The sequence below is a fragment of the Pseudomonas sp. 30_B genome (assembly GCF_017491605.1).
In the GTDB taxonomy this organism is placed as follows: domain Bacteria; phylum Pseudomonadota; class Gammaproteobacteria; order Pseudomonadales; family Pseudomonadaceae; genus Pseudomonas.
Window position 1 is genome coordinate 231,539 of sequence record NZ_JAFGYY010000002.1, and the last position, 18,386, is coordinate 249,924.

The 18,386-nt window shown below is 66.9% G+C and carries 16 protein-coding genes; 6 read left to right on the top strand and 10 right to left on the bottom strand.

Features of this window, described 5'->3' with window-relative positions; all coding sequences use genetic code 11:
• Positions 1-43 precede the first annotated feature (43 nt).
• The 7 genes from J5M67_RS03275 to J5M67_RS03305 all read right to left on the bottom strand — a co-directional run bounded on the left by J5M67_RS03275 (position 44) and on the right by J5M67_RS03305 (position 7,820).
• Positions 44-1,003 (bottom strand): HlyD family secretion protein, encoded by a 960-nt coding sequence (locus J5M67_RS03275; RefSeq protein WP_207883242.1) that lies wholly within the window; start codon positions 1,001-1,003, stop codon positions 44-46.
• A 1-nt stretch (position 1,004) separates the two neighbouring features.
• A complete protein-coding gene (locus tag J5M67_RS03280) occupies positions 1,005-1,211 on the bottom strand; it encodes a DUF1656 domain-containing protein (RefSeq protein ID WP_207883244.1) in 207 nt (68 codons plus the stop codon).
• Positions 1,201-3,366 (bottom strand): FUSC family protein, encoded by a 2,166-nt coding sequence (locus tag J5M67_RS03285; protein WP_207883246.1) that lies wholly within the window; start codon positions 3,364-3,366, stop codon positions 1,201-1,203. The genes J5M67_RS03280 and J5M67_RS03285 overlap by 11 nt, the downstream gene beginning before the upstream one ends.
• 95 nt (positions 3,367-3,461) lie before the next feature.
• A complete protein-coding gene (locus J5M67_RS03290) occupies positions 3,462-4,367 on the bottom strand; it encodes a LysR family transcriptional regulator (protein ID WP_207883248.1) in 906 nt (301 codons plus the stop codon).
• A 247-nt stretch (positions 4,368-4,614) separates the two neighbouring features.
• A complete protein-coding gene (locus tag J5M67_RS03295) occupies positions 4,615-5,397 on the bottom strand; it encodes an SDR family oxidoreductase (RefSeq protein ID WP_207883250.1) in 783 nt (260 codons plus the stop codon).
• Positions 5,398-5,562: 165 nt separating this feature from the next.
• On the bottom strand, positions 5,563-6,570 hold the full coding sequence (locus tag J5M67_RS03300; protein WP_207883252.1) for a zinc-binding dehydrogenase: 1,008 nt from the start codon (positions 6,568-6,570) through the stop codon (positions 5,563-5,565).
• Positions 6,571-6,626: 56 nt separating this feature from the next.
• Positions 6,627-7,820, bottom strand: coding sequence for an MFS transporter (locus J5M67_RS03305; RefSeq protein WP_207883254.1), 1,194 nt, complete (start codon positions 7,818-7,820; stop codon positions 6,627-6,629).
• Positions 7,821-7,971: 151 nt separating this feature from the next.
• Here J5M67_RS03305 and J5M67_RS03310 point away from each other — a divergent pair, with 151 nt between their 5' ends.
• Positions 7,972-8,334: a GFA family protein gene (locus J5M67_RS03310; protein WP_207883256.1), complete on the top strand. Its 363-nt coding sequence runs from the start codon at positions 7,972-7,974 to the stop codon at positions 8,332-8,334.
• A 578-nt stretch (positions 8,335-8,912) separates the two neighbouring features.
• On the opposite strand, the gene J5M67_RS03315 is transcribed toward J5M67_RS03310, so the two are convergent.
• Both J5M67_RS03315 and J5M67_RS03320 read right to left on the bottom strand, forming a co-directional pair.
• On the bottom strand, positions 8,913-9,245 hold the full coding sequence (locus J5M67_RS03315; RefSeq protein WP_207883258.1) for a DUF1508 domain-containing protein: 333 nt from the start codon (positions 9,243-9,245) through the stop codon (positions 8,913-8,915).
• Between the two features lie 287 nt (positions 9,246-9,532).
• Positions 9,533-10,990: a sodium:solute symporter family protein gene (locus J5M67_RS03320; RefSeq protein ID WP_207883260.1), complete on the bottom strand. Its 1,458-nt coding sequence runs from the start codon at positions 10,988-10,990 to the stop codon at positions 9,533-9,535.
• Positions 10,991-11,373: 383 nt separating this feature from the next.
• Between J5M67_RS03320 and J5M67_RS03325 the strand changes: the two genes are divergently transcribed.
• The 3 genes from J5M67_RS03325 to J5M67_RS03335 all read left to right on the top strand — a co-directional run bounded on the left by J5M67_RS03325 (position 11,374) and on the right by J5M67_RS03335 (position 13,665).
• On the top strand, positions 11,374-11,961 hold the full coding sequence (locus J5M67_RS03325) for a DedA family protein (RefSeq protein ID WP_207883262.1): 588 nt from the start codon (positions 11,374-11,376) through the stop codon (positions 11,959-11,961).
• Positions 11,962-12,040: 79 nt separating this feature from the next.
• Complete coding sequence (locus J5M67_RS03330; protein WP_207883264.1) at positions 12,041-12,925, top strand: Dyp-type peroxidase; 885 nt, start codon at positions 12,041-12,043, stop codon at positions 12,923-12,925.
• 326 nt (positions 12,926-13,251) lie between these two features.
• Positions 13,252-13,665, top strand: coding sequence for a cupin domain-containing protein (locus J5M67_RS03335; protein WP_207883266.1), 414 nt, complete (start codon positions 13,252-13,254; stop codon positions 13,663-13,665).
• A 147-nt stretch (positions 13,666-13,812) separates the two neighbouring features.
• On the opposite strand, the gene J5M67_RS03340 is transcribed toward J5M67_RS03335, so the two are convergent.
• The gene (locus tag J5M67_RS03340; protein ID WP_207883268.1) at positions 13,813-15,147 is read right to left on the bottom strand and encodes an MFS transporter; all 1,335 of its coding nucleotides are present in this window, start codon (positions 15,145-15,147) and stop codon (positions 13,813-13,815) included.
• Between the two features lie 539 nt (positions 15,148-15,686).
• Between J5M67_RS03340 and quiC the strand changes: the two genes are divergently transcribed.
• Positions 15,687-17,597, top strand: coding sequence for a 3-dehydroshikimate dehydratase QuiC (quiC, locus tag J5M67_RS03345; RefSeq protein WP_207883270.1), 1,911 nt, complete (start codon positions 15,687-15,689; stop codon positions 17,595-17,597).
• 102 nt (positions 17,598-17,699) lie between these two features.
• Positions 17,700-18,365 (top strand): TetR/AcrR family transcriptional regulator, encoded by a 666-nt coding sequence (locus J5M67_RS03350; protein ID WP_207883272.1) that lies wholly within the window; start codon positions 17,700-17,702, stop codon positions 18,363-18,365.
• Positions 18,366-18,386 lie beyond the last annotated feature (21 nt).

Here is an 18,386-nt window from a genome sequence, read left to right on the forward strand (position 1 = left end):
TTAACGAAGCATCACCGATGCGCAGACACTTTTCGTACAGAACCTAGTGCTCGGACTCCACCACGCTGACTGTGGCCGTGGTCCCTGCGCGCAGGCGGTCGCGCCCGGCGTAGGCGGGGTCGATAGCGATGCGCACCGGGATGCGCTGGGCCAGTTTGACCCAGGTGTAGGTCGGGTTGATGTTGGCCAGCAGGCGGCTGCCGGGCAGGTTCTCGCGGTCGGTGATGGCGAAGGCGATGCTTTCCACCGTGCCGTCGAAGCGCTCGCCGCTCATCAGCTCGACGTGCACCCGAGCGCCTTCGTGGATGCGCGGCAGCTTGGTTTCCTCGAAGTAGCCGCTGACGTGGAAGGAGTCGCTGTCCACCACGGCCACCAGCGCGGCACCGGCGGTGGCGTAGTCGCCGGCGCGGGTCAGCAGGTTGGTCACGTAGCCGTTTACCGGCGCCAGCACGCGGGTGCGCTCCAGGTCCAGGCGTGCCTGGCGCAATGCCGCTTCGGCCAGGCTGACGTTGGCCTGGGCCAGGCCCAGGTTGGCCTGTTCGCGCAGCAGCTGGGCTTCGGCCACGGCCACGTCGGTGCTGGCCTTTTCCCATTCCTCGTTGGAGATCGCCGAGCGCGCCTTCAGCGCTCGCCGCCGGGCCTCTTCGCTCTTGCGCTGATGCAGCAGCGCCTGGTTGGCGACAATGGCCGCCTGCGACTGCCCCAGCGCTGCCCGCGCCACTTCCACCGCGCGTTCGGCGTGCTGCACTGCCAGCTCGTAGCGGGCCGGGTCGATGGTCAGCAGCAGGTCGCCCTTGTTCACGTGCTGGTTGTCCTGCACGCGCAGCTCGACGATGCGCCCGGTGACGTCCGCCGACAGCGACACCACGTCGGCCCGCACACGGGCGTCACGGGTCCAGGGCGCGCGGGTGTAGTAGACCCAGGCGTAACTGGCCAGCACCAGCGCGAGCGCCACCACGGCGAGGGTGATCAGCGGCGGGATCGCCTTGCGGACGTCGAGCATGTCAGTGCAGTGCCCCCATGAGCAGGATCAGGCTGGCGCAGATGCAGGTGTAGAGCGCGCCCTCGAACAGCGCTTCGTGCCAGACCCGGTGCAGCACGCCGAGGCGGCGCAGCGCCCAGTCCAGCAGCAGGAAGATCGGCAGGGCGAGGAGCAGCGCCTGGGCCAGCGGCGGCAGGTAGACGCCGCCCAGTTCGATATCAACGGGCATGGAGCGGCTGTTCCCCATGGTCGTCGTGGAAGCGCGCGGCTTCGCTGTAGAGGTCGCGGAAGCGTTCCAGCAGGGCGGCAGCCACCAGTAGGGCGACGCCGCTGACGAACAGCGGGCGCATCGCCTCGCCGCCGGAGTGGGGCAGCTGGCCCTGTAGTTCGTCCAGCTCCGTGCCCAGCTCGCGCATGGCCGGCAGCACCCGTTGCAGGGGCGCCGCCGGCGGCTGGTCGAGGCAGGCGGCGAGTTCGTCCAGCACCAGTGACAGGCGTTCGCGCAGCGGTTCCGGCAGGCCGTCGGGGTTGAGGCTCTCGCGGCGCAGCTGGTGCAGCACCACGCCCAGGGTCATGCTCGCCAGGCTGCACTGGAAGCGCTCGCCAGACTGGCTGTCGCGGGCCGCCGGGAGCAGCCCGAGCATGATTGCCAGGCGGTCCACCATGCGGCTCTCGAAGAGGAAGCGGCGTGCCTCGCTGGGCTTGGACAGCAGCACCGCGCGCACCTCGGCGCGGGTGCGCCGCGACTGTCGGCGCAGGCGCGCATCGGCGTCGAAGGGGAACACCCAGGCGTACACCAGCAGCGCCAGCACCCCGGCGCAGACATAGCCGCCGGCGAACTCGAACCATTGCAGCGAGGTGTTGATCCAGGCGCCCTGGTTCTGCGGGCCCACCAGCAGGAAGGTGGACAGCCCCAGGCCGATGCCGATCCCGGCGGTCTGCGGGTTGGCCAGGCCGACGGCGATCACGTAGAGCAGCGGGGTGAGGAATAGCGCGAGCATCTCGAAGTCGCCGACGCTGGGCAGCAGCAGGAACTGCAGCAGCGCCGCCGCGACCAGCGCCAGGGCCAGCCCGCGCAGGTAGGCCTGGCTGGCCAGCAGCGGGCGCGGGAAGGTTGCCAGCATGGAGCAGAGGATGCCGACCAGGATCATCCCGGCGCGGGCACCGTCCCAGGCGGTTTCCACCCAGATCCAGCCGGCGCAACACAGGGCGATGAAGGCGCGGCTGGCGTTCATCAGCGCGAGGTGGACATCCAGGTGCAGGGAATGTGCCTGGCTGCGGTGGGAGATGCGGTTACAGGGCCGGCCATCCTGGATCGCATCGCTCAGCTCGATCATCTCGTCCAGTTGCTGCATCAGCCGCGCCTGCTCGATGCGCAGTGCCCAGGCCAGGGAGCGCAGCGACGTGGGCAGGCCGTCGGCCAGCTCCTCGGCCTGGCGCGCGGCGGCGTCGAAGCGCTGGCGCAGGCGGGTGACGCGCTTGCGCACCGGGGCGGGCAGGGCGCGGCCGTATTCGGCCAGCTCTTCCAGGCAGGCCAGTTCGTCTTCGCGCAGGCGCTGTACCGATTCCGGGAGCGGTCCGGTGAGACGGGCCTGGATCAGCTTGCGCTGGCGGCGCAGGATGGCCAGCCGCGAGGTCATCAGCACCATCTGGTTGGCCAGCAGCTGCACCAGCTCATCGGCGCCGCGCAGGCGCGGCGCGTCGAAATACAGGTGGCGGCGCAGCATTTCCAGCGCGGAGATTTCGCCCAGCAGCTTCATCTGCCGCTGCTGGAAATCCTCCTCGGCTTCTTCGCCCCGGATCACCGCCGCAGCGTGCACCGCAATCAGCCGGATGAGCTGGTCGACCTTGGCGAAATAGCCCCGCGCCACGCTCTGCGGGCGGGCGAAGAACAGGCTGACCAGGGTTACGCAGGCCACCCCGAGCAGGGTCTCGGTGACCCGGGTGATGGCCAGCGTGTAGGTGGAGTCGGGGGCGGGCTGGGCGAGCAAGGCGACAATCACCGCGGTGAAGCCGCTGAGCACGAAGGCGTGGGAGTGGGTGAAGCGCAGCAGGGTGCCGCCGGCGGTGCAGATCGCCAGCCAGGCCGCCAGGGTGATGATGAAGGGCAGCGGCGCCTGCGGGAACAGCGCCATGATCGCCACCGCGACGAAGGCGCCGACGGTGGTGCCGATTACCTGGGAGAAGCTCTTCTGCAGGGTCATCCCGGCCAGCGGGGTGCTGATGATCACCACCGTCATGGTCGCCCACTTGGGCTGTTCCAGGTCCAGCAGGAAGGCCAGGTACAGGGTCAGCAGCCCGGCGAGCACGGTGCGCAGGGCGAACAGCAGGGTATCCCTGCCCGGATGAATGACAGCGCGCAGATACAGCAGCAGCGATGGCATGCCGGCCCCCTCGTGTCGATGCCCCCGGCGCAGGGCCAGGGCTGGTCAAAACAGTGTGGTCGAGGATTGCCGAGGTGGGGGGATTTCTTCGTGCCTCAGCCGGTGTTGTCCTGCGACTGGACCAGGCGCTCCTGGATGAAGTCGAGGAAGCACTGGATGCGCAGGGCCAATTGCGAGTTGCGGTAGTACACCGCGTGGATCGGCTGGCGGCGCTCGCTGGTCAGCTCCGGCAGCACCCGCACCAGGCGCCCGGCGCGGATGTCGGCGCCGGTCATGAAGCCGGCGAGGCAGGCGATGCCCTGGCCGCTCAGAGCCAGCTGGCGCAGGGTTTCGCCGCTGGAGGCGGAGAGCTGCGGGGTGATCGCCAGGGTGTCGCCACCGGCATGGCGCAGCGGCCAGATGTTCAGTGCCTCGGGCTGGGTGAAGCCGAGCAGGGTGCGGCCCAGCAGGTCGTCCAGGTCGGCCGGCATGCCGTGGCGTTCCAGGTATTCCGGCGAGGCCAGCAGGTTCAGCCGGCTGCTGCCCAGGGGGCGGGCGTGCAGGCTGGAGTCGGCGAGCTGGCCGATGCGGATGGCGATGTCGGTGCTCTGCTCCAGCAGGTCGATGTTCAGGTCGTTGGTGTTGAGCTGCAGCTCGATGTCCGGGTAGCGCTCGCGGAAGGCGCCGATGTGCGGCACCACGGCATGCAGCATGAAGGGCGAGGCGGCGTTGATCCGCAGGCGCCCGGCCGGGGACTGCTGGCGCAGGGCCAGGCGCTCTTCCAGGGCATCCATCTGTTCGAGGATGTGCCGGGCGTGTTCGAGGAAGAACTCGCCTTCCTCGGTCAGCTTCATCCGCCGCGTGGTGCGGTTGAGCAGGGTGGTGCCGAGTTTCTCTTCCAGCTTCGACAGCGCGCGGCTGACGGCCGAGGGAGTGAGGCCCAACTGTTCGGCGGCGGCGGTGATGGAGCCGCAGTCGATCACCGTGGCGAAGGTCTTGAGTTCGTCGGAGTGGGCTTTCATCGGCGGGCCTGTTCGGGGAGCGGCGGGGTGGATTGTAGAGGGCTCGGAGCTGCGATGTCCTTTGTAGGAGCGCCCCATGGGCGCGATCGCGGGCATGGCCCGCTCCTACAGGTCAGCGCCGATATTCCAGCGTGCGTAGGAGCGGACTCTGTCCGCGATTGGCTAAAACACGGCTCCGGCCTTCCGGATGGTGCCACGCCCACCCCTCGCGGACGGAGTCCGCTCCTACGGCGGGGGGCAGCAAGGGTCAGAACGTCCCCGGATAAGCCCCGCCATCGAGCAACAGGTTCTGCCCGGTCAGATAGCTCGCCTGCACGCTGCACAGGAAGGCGCAGAATGAACCGAACTCCTCTGCGGTGCCGAAGCGCCCGGCGGGAATCGCCTTGCGCTCGGCATCCACCAGGTCACCCAGGTCCTGGCCGCCGAGCTCGGCGGCACGTTGGAAGCCGCTGCGCAGGCGGTCGGTATCGAAGGATCCGGGCAGCAGGCCATTGATCGTCACGTTGTTGCCGGCCACCCGGTGCTGGCGGGCGAGGCCGGCGACGAAGCCCGTCAGGCCGCTGCGCGCGCCGTTGGACAGGCCGAGCACGTCGATCGGTGCCTTCACCGCACCGGAGGTGATGTTGACGATGCGCCCGAAACCGCGCTCGGCCATGCCGTCGATGGTGGCCTTGATCAGCTCGATGGGGGTGAGCATGTTCAGGTCCAGGGCGCGCAGCCAGTCCTCGCGCTCCCAGTTACGGAAGTCGCCGGGCGGCGGGCCGCCGGCGTTGTTGACCAGGATGTCCACCTGCGGACAGGCGGCCAGCAGCGCGGCGCGTACCTCCGGCTGGCTGATGTCGCCGGCCTCTTCGCGCACTTCCACGCCCAGCTGGCGCAGTTCTGCGGCGGTGGCGGCGAGGGTGTCGCCGTCACGGGCGTTGATCGCCAGGTTCACGCCCTCGCGGGCCAGCGCCAGGGCGCAGCCCTTGCCCAGTCCCTTGCTGGCGGCGCAAACCACGGCCCAACGGCCCTTGATGCCCAGATCCATGATGTTCTCCTGTTCGGTGTAATTCGCTGAAGCGTCAGACTGGTGTAGGAGCGGACTCTGTCCGCGATCGATTCACCGCCGCTCCGATCAGGCATCGAGCGTGGTCAGCCTATCGCGGACGGAGTCCGCTCCTACGCATGAATGTCACCCCGCGCAATGGGGCAGTCAGGCAATGACTGCCGGCACGGGTAAACGAGTGATCCATTTACCGTTCCCCTGGCCAGACTTCAAGCGGCGCAGCGCGTCAGGCAGTTCGGCGAAGTCGAAGAACTGCTTCGCCGGTGCCTGCAGGCGCCCGTCGGCAACGCTGCACATCAGGCTCGCAGCCGCCTGGCGCAATACCTGCCAGTCCAGCGCATCGCCGTGGGCATGGATGCTGTTGAGCGCCACTTCATGCAGCGAGATTGCGGTGCTGAAGGTCGGCAGCGGCGCGCTCTCCTGGCGGTCCTGGATGCACACCAGGTGGCCGTTGTAGCCCAGCAGCGGGGCGAGGCTGGCGGCGTGGCTGCCGCTGACGGTGTCGAACACCCCATGCAGGCGGCGCGGGCCGAGGGCCGCGCGCAGCTGCTCGGGCCATTGTGCGTCGCGGTAGTCGAACACGCCGGCGATGCCCAGTTGCAGCAGGTGCTCGCGGTGCTTCGGGGCCGCCGTCACCCATACGCGCAGGCCGCGCTGCACGGCCAGTTGCGCCAGCAGGTAGCCGACCGCGCCGCCGGCGCCGGTCACCAGCACGTCGCGGTTGTGGCAGGCCGGGAGCTTGTCCAGCGCCTGCCAGGCGGTCAGGCCCGGGCAGGGCAGGCTGGCGGCGGTGGTGTCGTCCAGGGCGTCCGGCACCGGGTAGAGCGCATGGGCGTCCAGCAGGGTGTATTCGGCGAAGCTGCCGCCACGGGACAACGCCTGGTGATAGGCGACGCGGCTGCCGATGCGCAGGTTCACCGCGCTACCCGCTGCGATGACGATGCCGACGCCATCCACGCCGGGTACCTGGCCCAACTGCCAGTCGTCGCGGCCCCAGTCGATCATCTTCCAGTCCACCGGGTTCAGGGCGATGGCAGTGTTGGCCACCAGCACCTCGTCCGATCCGGGCATGGGCAGCGGCAGGTGGGCGAGGTTCAGGCCGTCGAGGCCGGCGCCGGGTGTCCAGGTCCAGGCGGCGTATTGGGGGGTACTCATGAAGACTCCTTGGAAACGGCAAAGCCGCCCACGAAGGGCGGCTGGTCGGATGAGGCTCAGGCCGAGGCCAAGCTTTCCGGGCTGGAGGTGCGCTCGTTGCGGTCCAGGCGGCCGCTCAGGGCGGTCAGGCCGAAGGCGGCGAGGGTCACCACGGCGGCGATCCAGGGCGTATGGCCCAGGCCCAGGTGGCTCACCACCAGGCCGCCGGCCCAGGAACCACCGGCCACGCCGAGGTTGAAGGCGGCGATGTTGAAGCCCGAGGCCACGTCCACCGCATCCGGCGCCACGCGCTCGGCCTGTTGCACCACGTAGACCTGCAAGCCCGGCACATTGCCGAAGGCCACGGCGCCCCAGGCCAGTACGGTCAGTACGACCAGCCACGGGTTGCCGGCGGTGAAGGTCAGCACCAGCAGCACCGCCGCCAGCAGGCCGAAGATGATCTTCAGCGCGCTGACCGGGCCGCGCTTGTCGGCCAGGCGACCGCCCCAGATATTGCCGATGGCGACCGATACACCGTAGGCCAGGAGCACCACGCCGACCATGTTCGGGCTGAAGCCGGCCAGATCCTGGAGGATGGGCGCGAGGAAGGTGAAGGCGATCAGCGAGCCGCCGTAGCCCACCGCCGTCATCGCGTAGACCAGCAGCAGGCGCGGCTGCATCAGCACGCGGGCCTGGCGCAGCAGCGGCGCCGGCGGGGTGTGCTGGATGTTCTTCGGCACGAACAGCAGGCTGCCGAGCAGGGCGACTACGCCGAAGGCGGCGACCACCAGGAAGGTCACGCGCCAGCCCAGGTGCTGGCCGATGAAGGTGCCCAGCGGGATGCCGGTGACGAAGGCGACGGTCATGCCGCTGAACATGGTGGCGATGGCGCTGGCGGCCTTGTCCTTGCTCACCAGGTTGGTGGCGATGATCGAGCCGACCGAGAAGAACACGCCATGGGCGAGACCGGTGAGGATGCGCGCGATGATCAGCGATTCGTAGCTGGGCGCCTGCCAGGCCACCAGGTTGCCGAGGGTGAACAGCGCCATCAGGCCGACCAGCAGCGCCTTGCGCGGGATGCGCCCGGTGAGGGCGGTCAGCAGCGGCGCGCCGATGGCCACGCTCAGGGCGTAGAGGCTGACCAGCAGGCCGGCGGAGGGCAGGGTGACGCCCAGGTCGGCGGCGATGGTGGGGATCAGGCCGACGATGACGAACTCCGTCGTGCCGATGGCGAAGGCGCTGAGGGTGAGCGCCAGGAGTGCGAGGGGCATGGGGTGGGACTCCGGGTAATGGAATGCGATGGGGGCATTGTCCCGGCTCGGGTCCTTGAGAAAAATGCGGTGAACGGCAAATGAAAGTTGAGTTGAATTCACGAGTTGAGTGCCCGTCTAAGCTGGGGCGATCCATGAGGAGGAATCGACCATGCATTACACCGGCACCTGCCACTGCGGCGCGGTGGCCTTCGCCTTCGAGGCGGAGCTGGATGAACTGGTGCGCTGTGACTGTTCGTTGTGCAGCAAGCGCAATGCGTTGATGGCGACCGTGCCGAAGGATCGGTTCCGGCTGACCCGCGGCGAGCAGGCGTTGCGTTTGTATCGCTGGAACAGTGGGGTGGCGATGCATTACTTCTGCGGGACGTGCGGGATCTACGTCTATCACCAGCGGCGCAGCAATCCGGCGCTGCTGAGCGTGAATGCCTGTTGCATCGATGGGCTCGATGCGGAGTCGCTGCCGGTGCGGCGGGTGGATGGTAAGAGCATGAGCTCCGTTGCGGGGGCGTCGTAGGGCGCATAACGCCTCTGGCGTTATCCGCCGTCTGGGCCGGTGTTTCTGCGTCGCTTCGGCCTGTGCTGAAGTTTTTTGTTTCGCCCCCTCGGGCGACCTACTTTGGCAAACGACCCAAAGTAGGCAAAGGTCTTGCCCCTGCATCCGGCCCCGGCTTCGCCGGGGTTCCCTCGCTCCATCGGAGTTTCAGGGGCACGCGTCGACGGGCCATCCATGGCCCAACGACGCTCTCGCGGCATCCATGCCGCTCAACCCCTGAAACTCCGATTCCACTCGGCCTCCTGAAGGGGCGCTCCGGTGCGTGCGGATATTTCTCTGGAAATCGTTAAATCCAGAGCCAGCGCGGTGCGCATGCTTCCGTAGGAGAGACGGGGGCGCCTAGCCCTTGTCAGCGAAATCCCTCGCGGCGGACCTCGTTCCAATCGGAAAAGCCGCGTATCGCCGCCTGTGTAGGAGCGGGCCATGCCCGCGATCCGAATTGTGCCTTGCGAATCGCGGGCATGGCCCGCTCCTACGGGGATTCCGTGCTCTCACAAAAAAGCCCCGCATTGCGCGGGGCTCTTTCATTCACTCGTCACTCAAGCATGCGGACGCAGCTCGGTGCTCAGGCCGGCCTGGGCGATCGTTGCGATCGCCTGCTCGCGTGCGGCCTCGGAGTCGTACAGCTTGCTCTTCAGCAGTTCTGCACCGGTGTTATCGCGGACCACGAAGAAGTTCTTGCCGCCCGGCGACATCTGGCGCTTGTAGCGCTCGACGGCGGCACAGGAGCTGCGGAGGCTGTTGATGGCCTGCTCGGCTGCCTCCTGTGTTGGGTAGGCGTGACTTTCCAGCAGGGTGCCGTGGGCAGTGTTCTTGAGAAGAAAACGGCGGCTGCCGCTGCTGAGTTCCTTGATTTCATACCAACCGGGCATGTGTAGCTCCAGATAACCGGTGTCAACGACCTGCAGGTGGTCCCGCAGGGTGACAGGCCAGTGTAGGAGTACGGGCGTCCTATTTGCATAAGAAAAGTCCTATGAATCATGGGGTTACTGTATCAATTTGTCTCGGGAAAGCGTTCGCCGGCGCGTTGCCGTTGTTCCGGAGGAGGAAAGCATCGGCCGCGGCGGCGGTATCGAACTGTTCATTCCGTCAAACCGCGGGCAAGAAAAAGCCCCGCACTGGGCGGGGCTCCTTCCTTATATACCGAGCTAGCGGGCGATCAGTTGCCAGCGGCAGCGGCTGCGGTCATGTCCGACACGCTTTCGCCACGGTGCTGGCTGAACTGCGGTGCCAGGGAGCCGACGATCATGCCGAGGGCGCTGCAGATCAGGCCGACCAGCTGCGGCGGCCAGAAGTCGCCTTCCTGGTGGCCCAGCTCCAGCGATACCCAGCCGATCAGGCCGCAGGCAATGGCGGTCAGGGCGCCCTGGGTGGTGGCGCGCTTCCAGAACAGGCCGAAGAACAGCGGCACCACGGCGGCGACCAGGGTCACCTTGTAGGCGTTGCCGACCATCTCGTAGATGCTGGCGTTGGAGAACAGCGCGAACACGCAGGTGGCGACGGTCATCGCCAGTACGCTGCAACGCATGGCCAGCAGGGCCTGGCGGTCAGTCATCTCCGGCAGGAAGTGCTTGACGATGTTCTCGGTCAGGGTCACCGACGGGGCCAGCAGGGCGCCGGAGGCGGAGGACATGATGGCCGAGAGCAGGGCGCCGAAGAACATGATCTGGGCGAACAGCGGGGTACGCTCCATGATCAGGTGCGGCAGGATCTGCTGGGAGTCTTCAGCCAGCCAGTGCTGGACCATCGCCGGGTCGATCATCTGCGCGGCGTAGATCAGGAAGATCGGCAGCATGCAGAAGGTCAGGTAGCAGCAGGCACCGGTCATGGTGGCGCGCGAGGCGATCTTCTCGGTCTTGGCCGACATCACGCGGGCATACACGTCCTGCTGCGGGATCGAGCCGAACATCATGGTCACCGCTGCGCCGAGGAAGGCGACGATGTCCTTGGCCGAGGTGCCGTGCAGGAAGGTGAACTTGCCTTCGCTGGCGGCGTGGCTGATCACGTTGACCGGGCCGCCGGCCATGCCGCCGATCAGCCAGACCAGGTAGAACAGGCCGGCGACGATGATGATCATCTGCAGGAAGTCGGTCAGTGCCACGGACCACATGCCGCCGAACAGGGTATGCAGCAGCACGATCACGGTGCCGATGATCATGCCCTGGGTGGTGGTGATGCCGCCGTCGGAGAGCACGCTGAAGACCACGCCCAGCGCGGTGATCTGCGCGGCGACCCAGCCCATGTAGGAAATGATGATCACCAGGCTGGTGAAGATTTCCACGTGCTGGCCGAAGCGCTTGCGGAAGAAGTCACCGATGGTCAGCAGGTTCAGGCGGTACAGCGGACGGGCGAAGATCATGCCCACCAGCATCAGGCAGCCGAACGAGCCGAACGGGTCTTCGATGATCCCGGCGAAGCCTTCTTCGAGGAAGGTGGCCGGAATGCCCAGCACGGCTTCGGAGCCGAACCAGGTGGCGAAGACCATGGTGACGACGAGGGGGAAGGACATGCTTCGGCCGGCAGCCGCGTAGTCCGAGGAATTGTGTACGCGGGTGGTAGCGTAGAAACCGACAGCTACGGTGATCAGCAGATACACCGCTACAAACCAGATCAGCATTTGTTCGTTCCGTTGGCTCGCCGCGAACCGCGCCGCCGGGGAAGAACCCGGGCAGAGGTGCCGCGACTGACAAGTTGTTTTTGTTGTGTTGCGCGGCAGCGGGTTATCCGGTGCACCAGGCAGGGGGAGCCGGAGAAACGTAACCAGTTGCGTCAACGGGCCGCAGTCTGCCAAATCCGTCAAATATGTCAAACACTTGAATCGCTCATGAGTAAAAAAAATTACATCTCCAGACGGATGGTGCACTTAAAGGATTGATTTGATTGGCTGCTAACGATTCTGGATGACCAAATAGTCGATTATTTTTTACGACCCCTGTTTGATAAGAAGAACATCCTCCAGGGCGCTAGGCTCTTGGCTCAGGGCATTGCCGAAGGACACTCATGTTCGATCATCCCGACCTCGCGCAATTGCTTTCCAGCTACGGCTATCTGGCACTGTTCGTCGGCTGCCTGCTGGAGGGCGAGACCATGCTCCTGTTGGCCGGCCTCGCGGCGCACCAGGGGCTGATGGGCTTCGTGCCGGTGCTGTTCTGGGGCTGTGTCGGCGGCACCTGCGGCGACCAGTTGCTGTACTGGGCCGGCCGCCGCGCCGGTGGGCGGGCGCTGCCCTGGCTGCAGCGGCGCGGCCTGGCGGTGGAGCGGGTGACCGGGCTGATCGAGCGCCATCCGTTGCTGGCGATCTTCGCCGTGCGCTTCCTTTACGGCATGCGCCTGGCCGGACCACTGCTGATCGGCGCCAGTCGGGTAGGGCCGCTGCGTTTCCTGCTGATCAACCTGCTCGGTGCGTTCTGCTGGGCACTGCTGTTCGCCGCCGCCGGCTACTGGGCCGGGCAGGTGCTGGAAAGCTGGCTTGGCAACCTCAAGCCCTATCGCTTGCCGATCCTGCTCGGGGTGGTACTGCTGGGCGTCGGCTTCGAACTCTGGCGGCGCCGGCGTGCGCGGTCTTCCTCCCATCCGCCACGCCGGTAGGCGGCGCCTTGACGCAGAGCGGTTTGGATTCGCGGCCGTGGCGATTAGAATTGCCGCTCTTTCGTTCAAGGATGCAGTCATGAGCCTCTACCAGCCCGGCATTCTCGCCACCCCGGTTCCCGCCCACGCCCGCCACCTGTTCTTCGACCTGACCTCGCTGCAGGACCTGCCGGCCGCGCTGGATCGCCTGGTGCAGTTCGCCGATGGCCAGGCGGCCGTCGTCGGTTTCGGCGAGTCGCTGGTACGTGCGCTGGGTCGTGGCATCGATGGGCTGCGCGAGTTCCCGGCGATCGCCGGCGTCGGCGTGGACAACCCGTCGACCCCGCACGCCCTGTGGGTCTGGCTGCGCGGCGAGGAGCGCGGCGAACTGCTGCTGCGCACCCAGCAGCTGCAGGCGCTGCTGGCGCCGGCGCTGGAGCTGGCATCGCTGACCGAAGTCTTCCGCCATGGCGACGGGCACGACCTGACCGGCTACGAGGACGGCACCGAGAACCCGCAGGATGACGACGCCATCGCTGCCGCCATCGTCGACAACGGCGTGGACGGCCTGGCTGGCGGCAGCTTCGCCGCCATCCAGCAATGGCGCCACCAGCTGCAGGATTTCGCCGCGCTGCCCCAGGCCGAGCGTGACGACATCATGGGCCGTCGCCTGAGCGACAACGAGGAGCTGGAGGACGCGCCAGAATCCGCCCACGTCAAGCGCACCGCCCAGGAGAGCTTCGACCCCGAGGCCTTCATCGTGCGCCGTTCCATGCCCTGGACCCACGGCCAGGACGCCGGCCTGATGTTCCTTGCCTTCGGCTGCACCCTCGACGCCTTCGAGGCGCAACTGCGCCGCATGAGCGGTCTGGAAGATGGCATCACCGATGCGCTGTACCGCTTCAGTCGCCCGCTCACCGGCGGCTACTACTGGTGCCCGCCGCGCAAGGATGGGGTGCTGGACCTGCGCGCGCTGCTCGGCTGATCTGCCGCTGCATGCCGGAAGCCCCGCCACTGAGCGGGGCTTTTTTGTGGGCGCTGCGCGCCGGTTCGCGAGCAAGCTCGCTCCTACAAAGGGAACTCCGGCGCACTCTTCGTAGGAGCGGACCTTGTCCGCGAAATCCTGACCAGAGCCGTGCGGATCGGCTGCGGCACCATCCGCTGTAGGAGCGAGCTTGCTCGCGAACCCGCACGGCACCGGCTGACCGGCCACCACCAATGGCCCCCCGATCTTCCCCGGAATTGGCGGTTGGCCCTCATCTCCGCCGGGCGTAGCGTGGACTCATTCAGTCACTCTCCGAGGAACCCGCCATGCCCGCAGCCACTTCCCTGAAACTCTTGATCACAGGCCTCGCCCTGGCCCTGAGCCTGCCGGTCTTCGCCCACGGCACGGGTGAAGAGACGGTCGCCACCCAGCAGGAGCACAAGCTCCCCGACGCCGCGGGCAAGAAGGGGCTGATGATCACCGTCGCCTACGAGCCGGGGCAGTCCTCCGGCCCCCACGTGCACAGTGGCTCGGTGTTCGCCTACGTGCTCGAAGGCGCGGTGATCTCCCAGCTGGAAGGGCAGAAACCGGTGACCTACCAGGCCGGCCAGTCCTGGTACGAGGCGCCGAACACGCCGCACCTGGTCTCGCGCAACGCCAGCAACCAGAAGCCGGCCAAGCTGCTGGTGTGGATGTTGCTGAACGAAAACGCCCCGGTGCTGACGCCGCTGAAACAGTGAGCGCAGAACGCAGAACCCCGCCGATTGGCGGGGTTCTGCTTTAGAGCCTGTGCATCCATCCGTAGGGCGCATGACGCGCCAGCGTTATGCGCCGCAAGGGCCGGCGGATAACCGGTTCCCGGTTATGCGCCCTACGCGGATCAAGCGTCACTCCGTCGCGCCGGGCACCTTGCGCGGGGCCATGAAGAACATCCAGGTCAGCGCCAGGAAGTACATGGTCGGGATCAAGGTGAAGAGGATCGCGTAGTTGTTGTGGGTGACGGTGAGGATGTAGCCGACGATCTGGGTCATGAACATCCCGCCAATCGCTGCGCACATGCCGCCGAAGCCGAACACCGTGCTCATCATGTGCTTGGGCGTGTAGTCCATCACCAGACTCCAGATGTTCGCAGTCCATGCCTGGTGCGCGCCCACCCCCAAGGCGATGGCTGCCACGGCGATCCACAGGCCGCTGGCCTTGGCGGCGAAGATCACGCCGATGATCGCGCAGGCGCAGATGAGCATCGACAGCAGGCGCGCGTTGATGGCCTTCATGCCGCGGCCGATCAGCCAGGACGACAGGATGCCGCCACCGATGCTGCCGAAGTCCGCGGTCAGCCAGATCAGCATCAGCGGGATGCCCATCTGCGTGACGCTGATGCCCAGGCCGTATTGCTGGTTGAGGAAGGGCGGCAGCCAGTAGAGGTAGAACCAGAACACCGGTGCGGTCAGCGAAAGGGCCAGGGCGAAGGCCCAGGTGCCGCGCATGCGCAGGATGGCGGAAAAGGGCACGCGCTCGGCCGGCGGCTCGTCGGCTGCCTGGATGTAGTCCAGCTCGCTCTGCTTCACCGTCGGGTGTTCTTCGGGGTTGAAGTACTTCAGGCTCCACAGCACTACCCAGACGAAACCCAGCGCGCTCATGCACAGGAACGCCGCCTGCCAGCCCCAGGCCGCGAGGATCAGCGGCAGCAGGGCGGGAGTGAGCATGGCGCCGACGTTGGTGCCGGCATTGAAGATGCCGGTGGCCATGGCCCGCTCGCCGGCGGGGAACCACAGGCGCGTGGTCTTCACGCAGGCCGGGTAGTTGGCCGCCTCGGTCAGCCCGAGGATGAAGCGGCAGATCATGAAGCCGGCCGCCGAACTGGCCAGCCCGTGGGCGCCGGTGGCGAAGCTCCACAGCAGCACGGCGAAGAAGAACGCGCGCTTCACGCCGATGCGGTCGATCAGCCGGCCCTGCAGCACGAAGCCGATGGCATAGCCGACCTGGAACCAGAAGTTGATGTTGGCGTAGTCCATGGCCGTCCAGGCCATTTTCTCGGCGAGAATCGGCTGCATCACGCCCAGGGCGGCGCGGTCGATGTAGTTCAGGGTGGTGGCGAAGAACACCAGGGCGAGCATGCCCCAGCGGACCTTGCCGACGGCCATGGCGCCACGCACCTTGCCGAAGAAGGAGGAACCGTGCGGAGCGACGGCGGCGAGGGGAGCGGATTGCGTATGGATCATGATCGGGGCCATCCGTTATGGGGCTGGCGTGCAGCCCTGAGAATTATTGTCGTGTCGCAAGCCGAATGCGTGCTCCACCGCCGGGCGGCGAGGAGGGCAGGAAGGCTTGCGCTGGCTGGCGGAAATCAGTGCGCGCGGCAGTGGCCGAGCAGCGGACACAGGCCTGGCATCAGGCGGGCCAGTCGAGTCTGCGGATAGGGGACGGAGGCGGCGGGGCGAGGCTGAAGTACGTACATGAGCAGTTACCCGTTCTTGAAATTGTTATGGATGACACGCAGGCCATCTCGCAGCGGCGGGTGCATCTCCTTCAGGCAAGGGCAGGCGCCTGGGGAGCGGCCGGATTGCGTCGGCGTGGCTAAATGTTGAGCAGAGGCCGGAACCGGGTCAATTCGATAAACGGCCTTTCGTTCGGTAATCGAACACAAAACTAACCAGTTAGTACACTTTAAATTGCTGCGCGCCCCGGCCGCCAGAATAATCGATCCAGGCCGGGGACCCTTCCGACAAGCACCCTCACCACACCCGGCAGGAGTCAGAAGATGCAGCGTTCGATCGCCACCGTTTCCCTCAGCGGGACCCTGCCGGACAAGCTCGAAGCCATCGCCGCCGCCGGGTTCGACGGCGTGGAAGTCTTCGAGAACGATCTCCTCTACTACGGCGGCAGCCCCCGCGACGTGCGCCGGCTGTGCGAAGGCCTCGGACTGGCGATCACCCTGTTCCAGCCGTTCCGCGACTTCGAGGGCTGCCGCCGCGACCGCCTGCCGCGCAACCTCGACCGCCTGGAACGCAAGTTCGACCTGATGCAGGAGCTGGGCACCGACCTGGTGCTGATGTGCAGCAACGTCGCCGCCGACTCCCTGGGCGAGCGCGAATTCCTCCTTGAAGACCTCGGCCTGGCCGCCGAGCGCGCCGGCGCCCGGGGCCTGCGCGTGGGCTACGAGGCGCTGGCCTGGGGTCGCCATGTGAACACCTGGCAGCAGGTCTGGGACCTGGTGCGCGAGGTGAATCATCCTGCGCTGGGTGTGATCCTCGACAGCTTCCATACCCTCTCGCTGAAGGGCGACCCGGCCGGCATCGCGCAGATTCCGGGGGAGAAGATCTTCTTCGTGCAGATGGCCGACGCGCCGATCCTGGCCATGGACGTGCTGGAGTGGAGCCGGCACTTCCGCAACTTCCCCGGCCAGGGCGAGTTCGACCTGGCGGGCTTCCTCGCGCCGATCCTGAAAAGCGGCTATCGCGGCCCGCTGTCGCTGGAGGTCTTCAACGATGGCTTCCGCGCCGCACCGCCGCGCGCCAATGCCGCCGACGGCCTGCGCTCGCTGCTCTATCTCGAAGAGAAGACCCGCGCCCGACTGGAGCGCGAAGGCCTGCCGCAGGATCAACTGGACTGCCTGTTCGCGCCGCCGCCGGCCGGCCAGCTGGACGGTGTGGAGTTCCTCGAATTCGCCGTCGACGAAGCCCTCGGCGCGCGCCTGGGCAACTGGCTGGAGCGCCTGGGCTTCGCCCGCGCCGGCGAACACCGCTCCAAGGCGGTGAGCCTGCTGCGCCAGGGCGACATCAACATCGTGCTCAATGCCGAACCCTATTCCTTCGGCCACAGCTTCTTCGAGGCCCACGGCCCGTCGCTGTGCGCCACCGCGTTGCGGGTGCGTGACGCCGCCAGTGCCCTGGAGCGGGCGCAGGCCTACAAGGGGCAGCCGTATCGCGGGCTGGTCGGCCCCAACGAACGGGAGATTCCCGCCGTGCGCGCGCCGGACGGCAGTCTGATCTATCTCGTTGAAGAACGCGCCGCCGGGCAGACCATCTATGACGTGGACTTCCGCCTCGACCCGGCCGCGCAGCCCAGCGGCAAGCTGCAACGCATCGACCACATGGCCATGGCGCTGCCGGCGGATGGCCTGGACAGCTGGGTGCTGTTCTACAAGGGCCTGTTCGATTTCGAGGCCGACGATGAAGTGGTGCTGCCTGACCCCTACGGCCTGGTGAAGAGCCGCGCCCTGCGCAGTGCCAATGGCAGCGTGCGCCTGCCGCTGAACATCTCGGAGAACCGCAACACCGCCATCTCCCATGCGCTGTCCAGCTATCGCGGCTCCGGCGTGCACCACATCGCCTTCGCCTGCGAGGACATCTTCGCCGAGGTGGAGCGGGCCAAGGATGCCGGGGTGCCGCTGCTGGAAATCCCGCTCAACTACTACGACGACCTGGCCGCGCGCTTCGACTTCGACGACGAGTTCCTGAGCGAGCTGGCCTACTTCAACGTGCTCTACGACCGCGACGCCCAAGGCGGCGAGCTGTTCCACGTGTACACCGAGCCGTTCGAGGAGCGCTTCTTCTTCGAGATCATCCAGCGGCGCGGCGGCTACACCGGCTATGGCGCGGCCAACGTCGCCGTGCGCCTGGCGGCCATGGCCCAGGCGCGCAACGGCACCACGCGCCGGCCGCGCGCCTAGGTCGGTATCGTGCTTGGCCTCGGGTGCACTCGGGTCGCATAATCCGCGCACCTACCAGTGCATAGCAGGCGCCCTGGCGCCTGCCGAACGAAAGCCGAGCCCATGACCGACAGCGCCACCCAGCCGACCCCCGCCGACACCGCGCGCCGTGGGCGCAAGAACAACCCGGAGAAGACCCGCGAAGACATCCTCCAGGCGGCCATCGTCGAGTTCGTCCAGCAGGGCCTTTCCGGCGCGCGGGTGGACGCCATCGCCGAGCGCATGAACACCTCGAAGCGGATGATCTACTACTACTTCGGCAGCAAGGAGCAGCTCTACCAGGCGGTGCTGGAGAAGCTCTACGGCGACATCCGCGGCACCGAGCAGACCTTGCACCTGGCGGAGCTGGAACCGCTGGAGGCCATGCGCCGGCTGGTGGACTTCACCTTCGACCACCACGACCGCAACGTCGACTTTGTGCGTATCGTCTGCATCGAGAACATCCACTACGGCCAGTTCGCCTCGGGCTCGGAAACCATCCGCTCGATGAGCAGCAACATCCTGCGCACCATCGAGGACATCCTCCGTCGCGGTGCCGCCAGCGGCGTGATCCGCGAGGGGCTGCAGGCCATCGACGTGCACATGCTGATCAGCGGGTTCTGCTTCTATCGCGTGTCCAACCGGCACACCGTCGGCTCGCTGTTCCAGATCGAGCTGGAAGACGCGGCGATCAAGGCGCGGCACAAGGAAATGATCATCGAGGCGGTGTTGCGGTTTATCCAGCCGTAAGCCGGTTGGAATCGGAGCGGG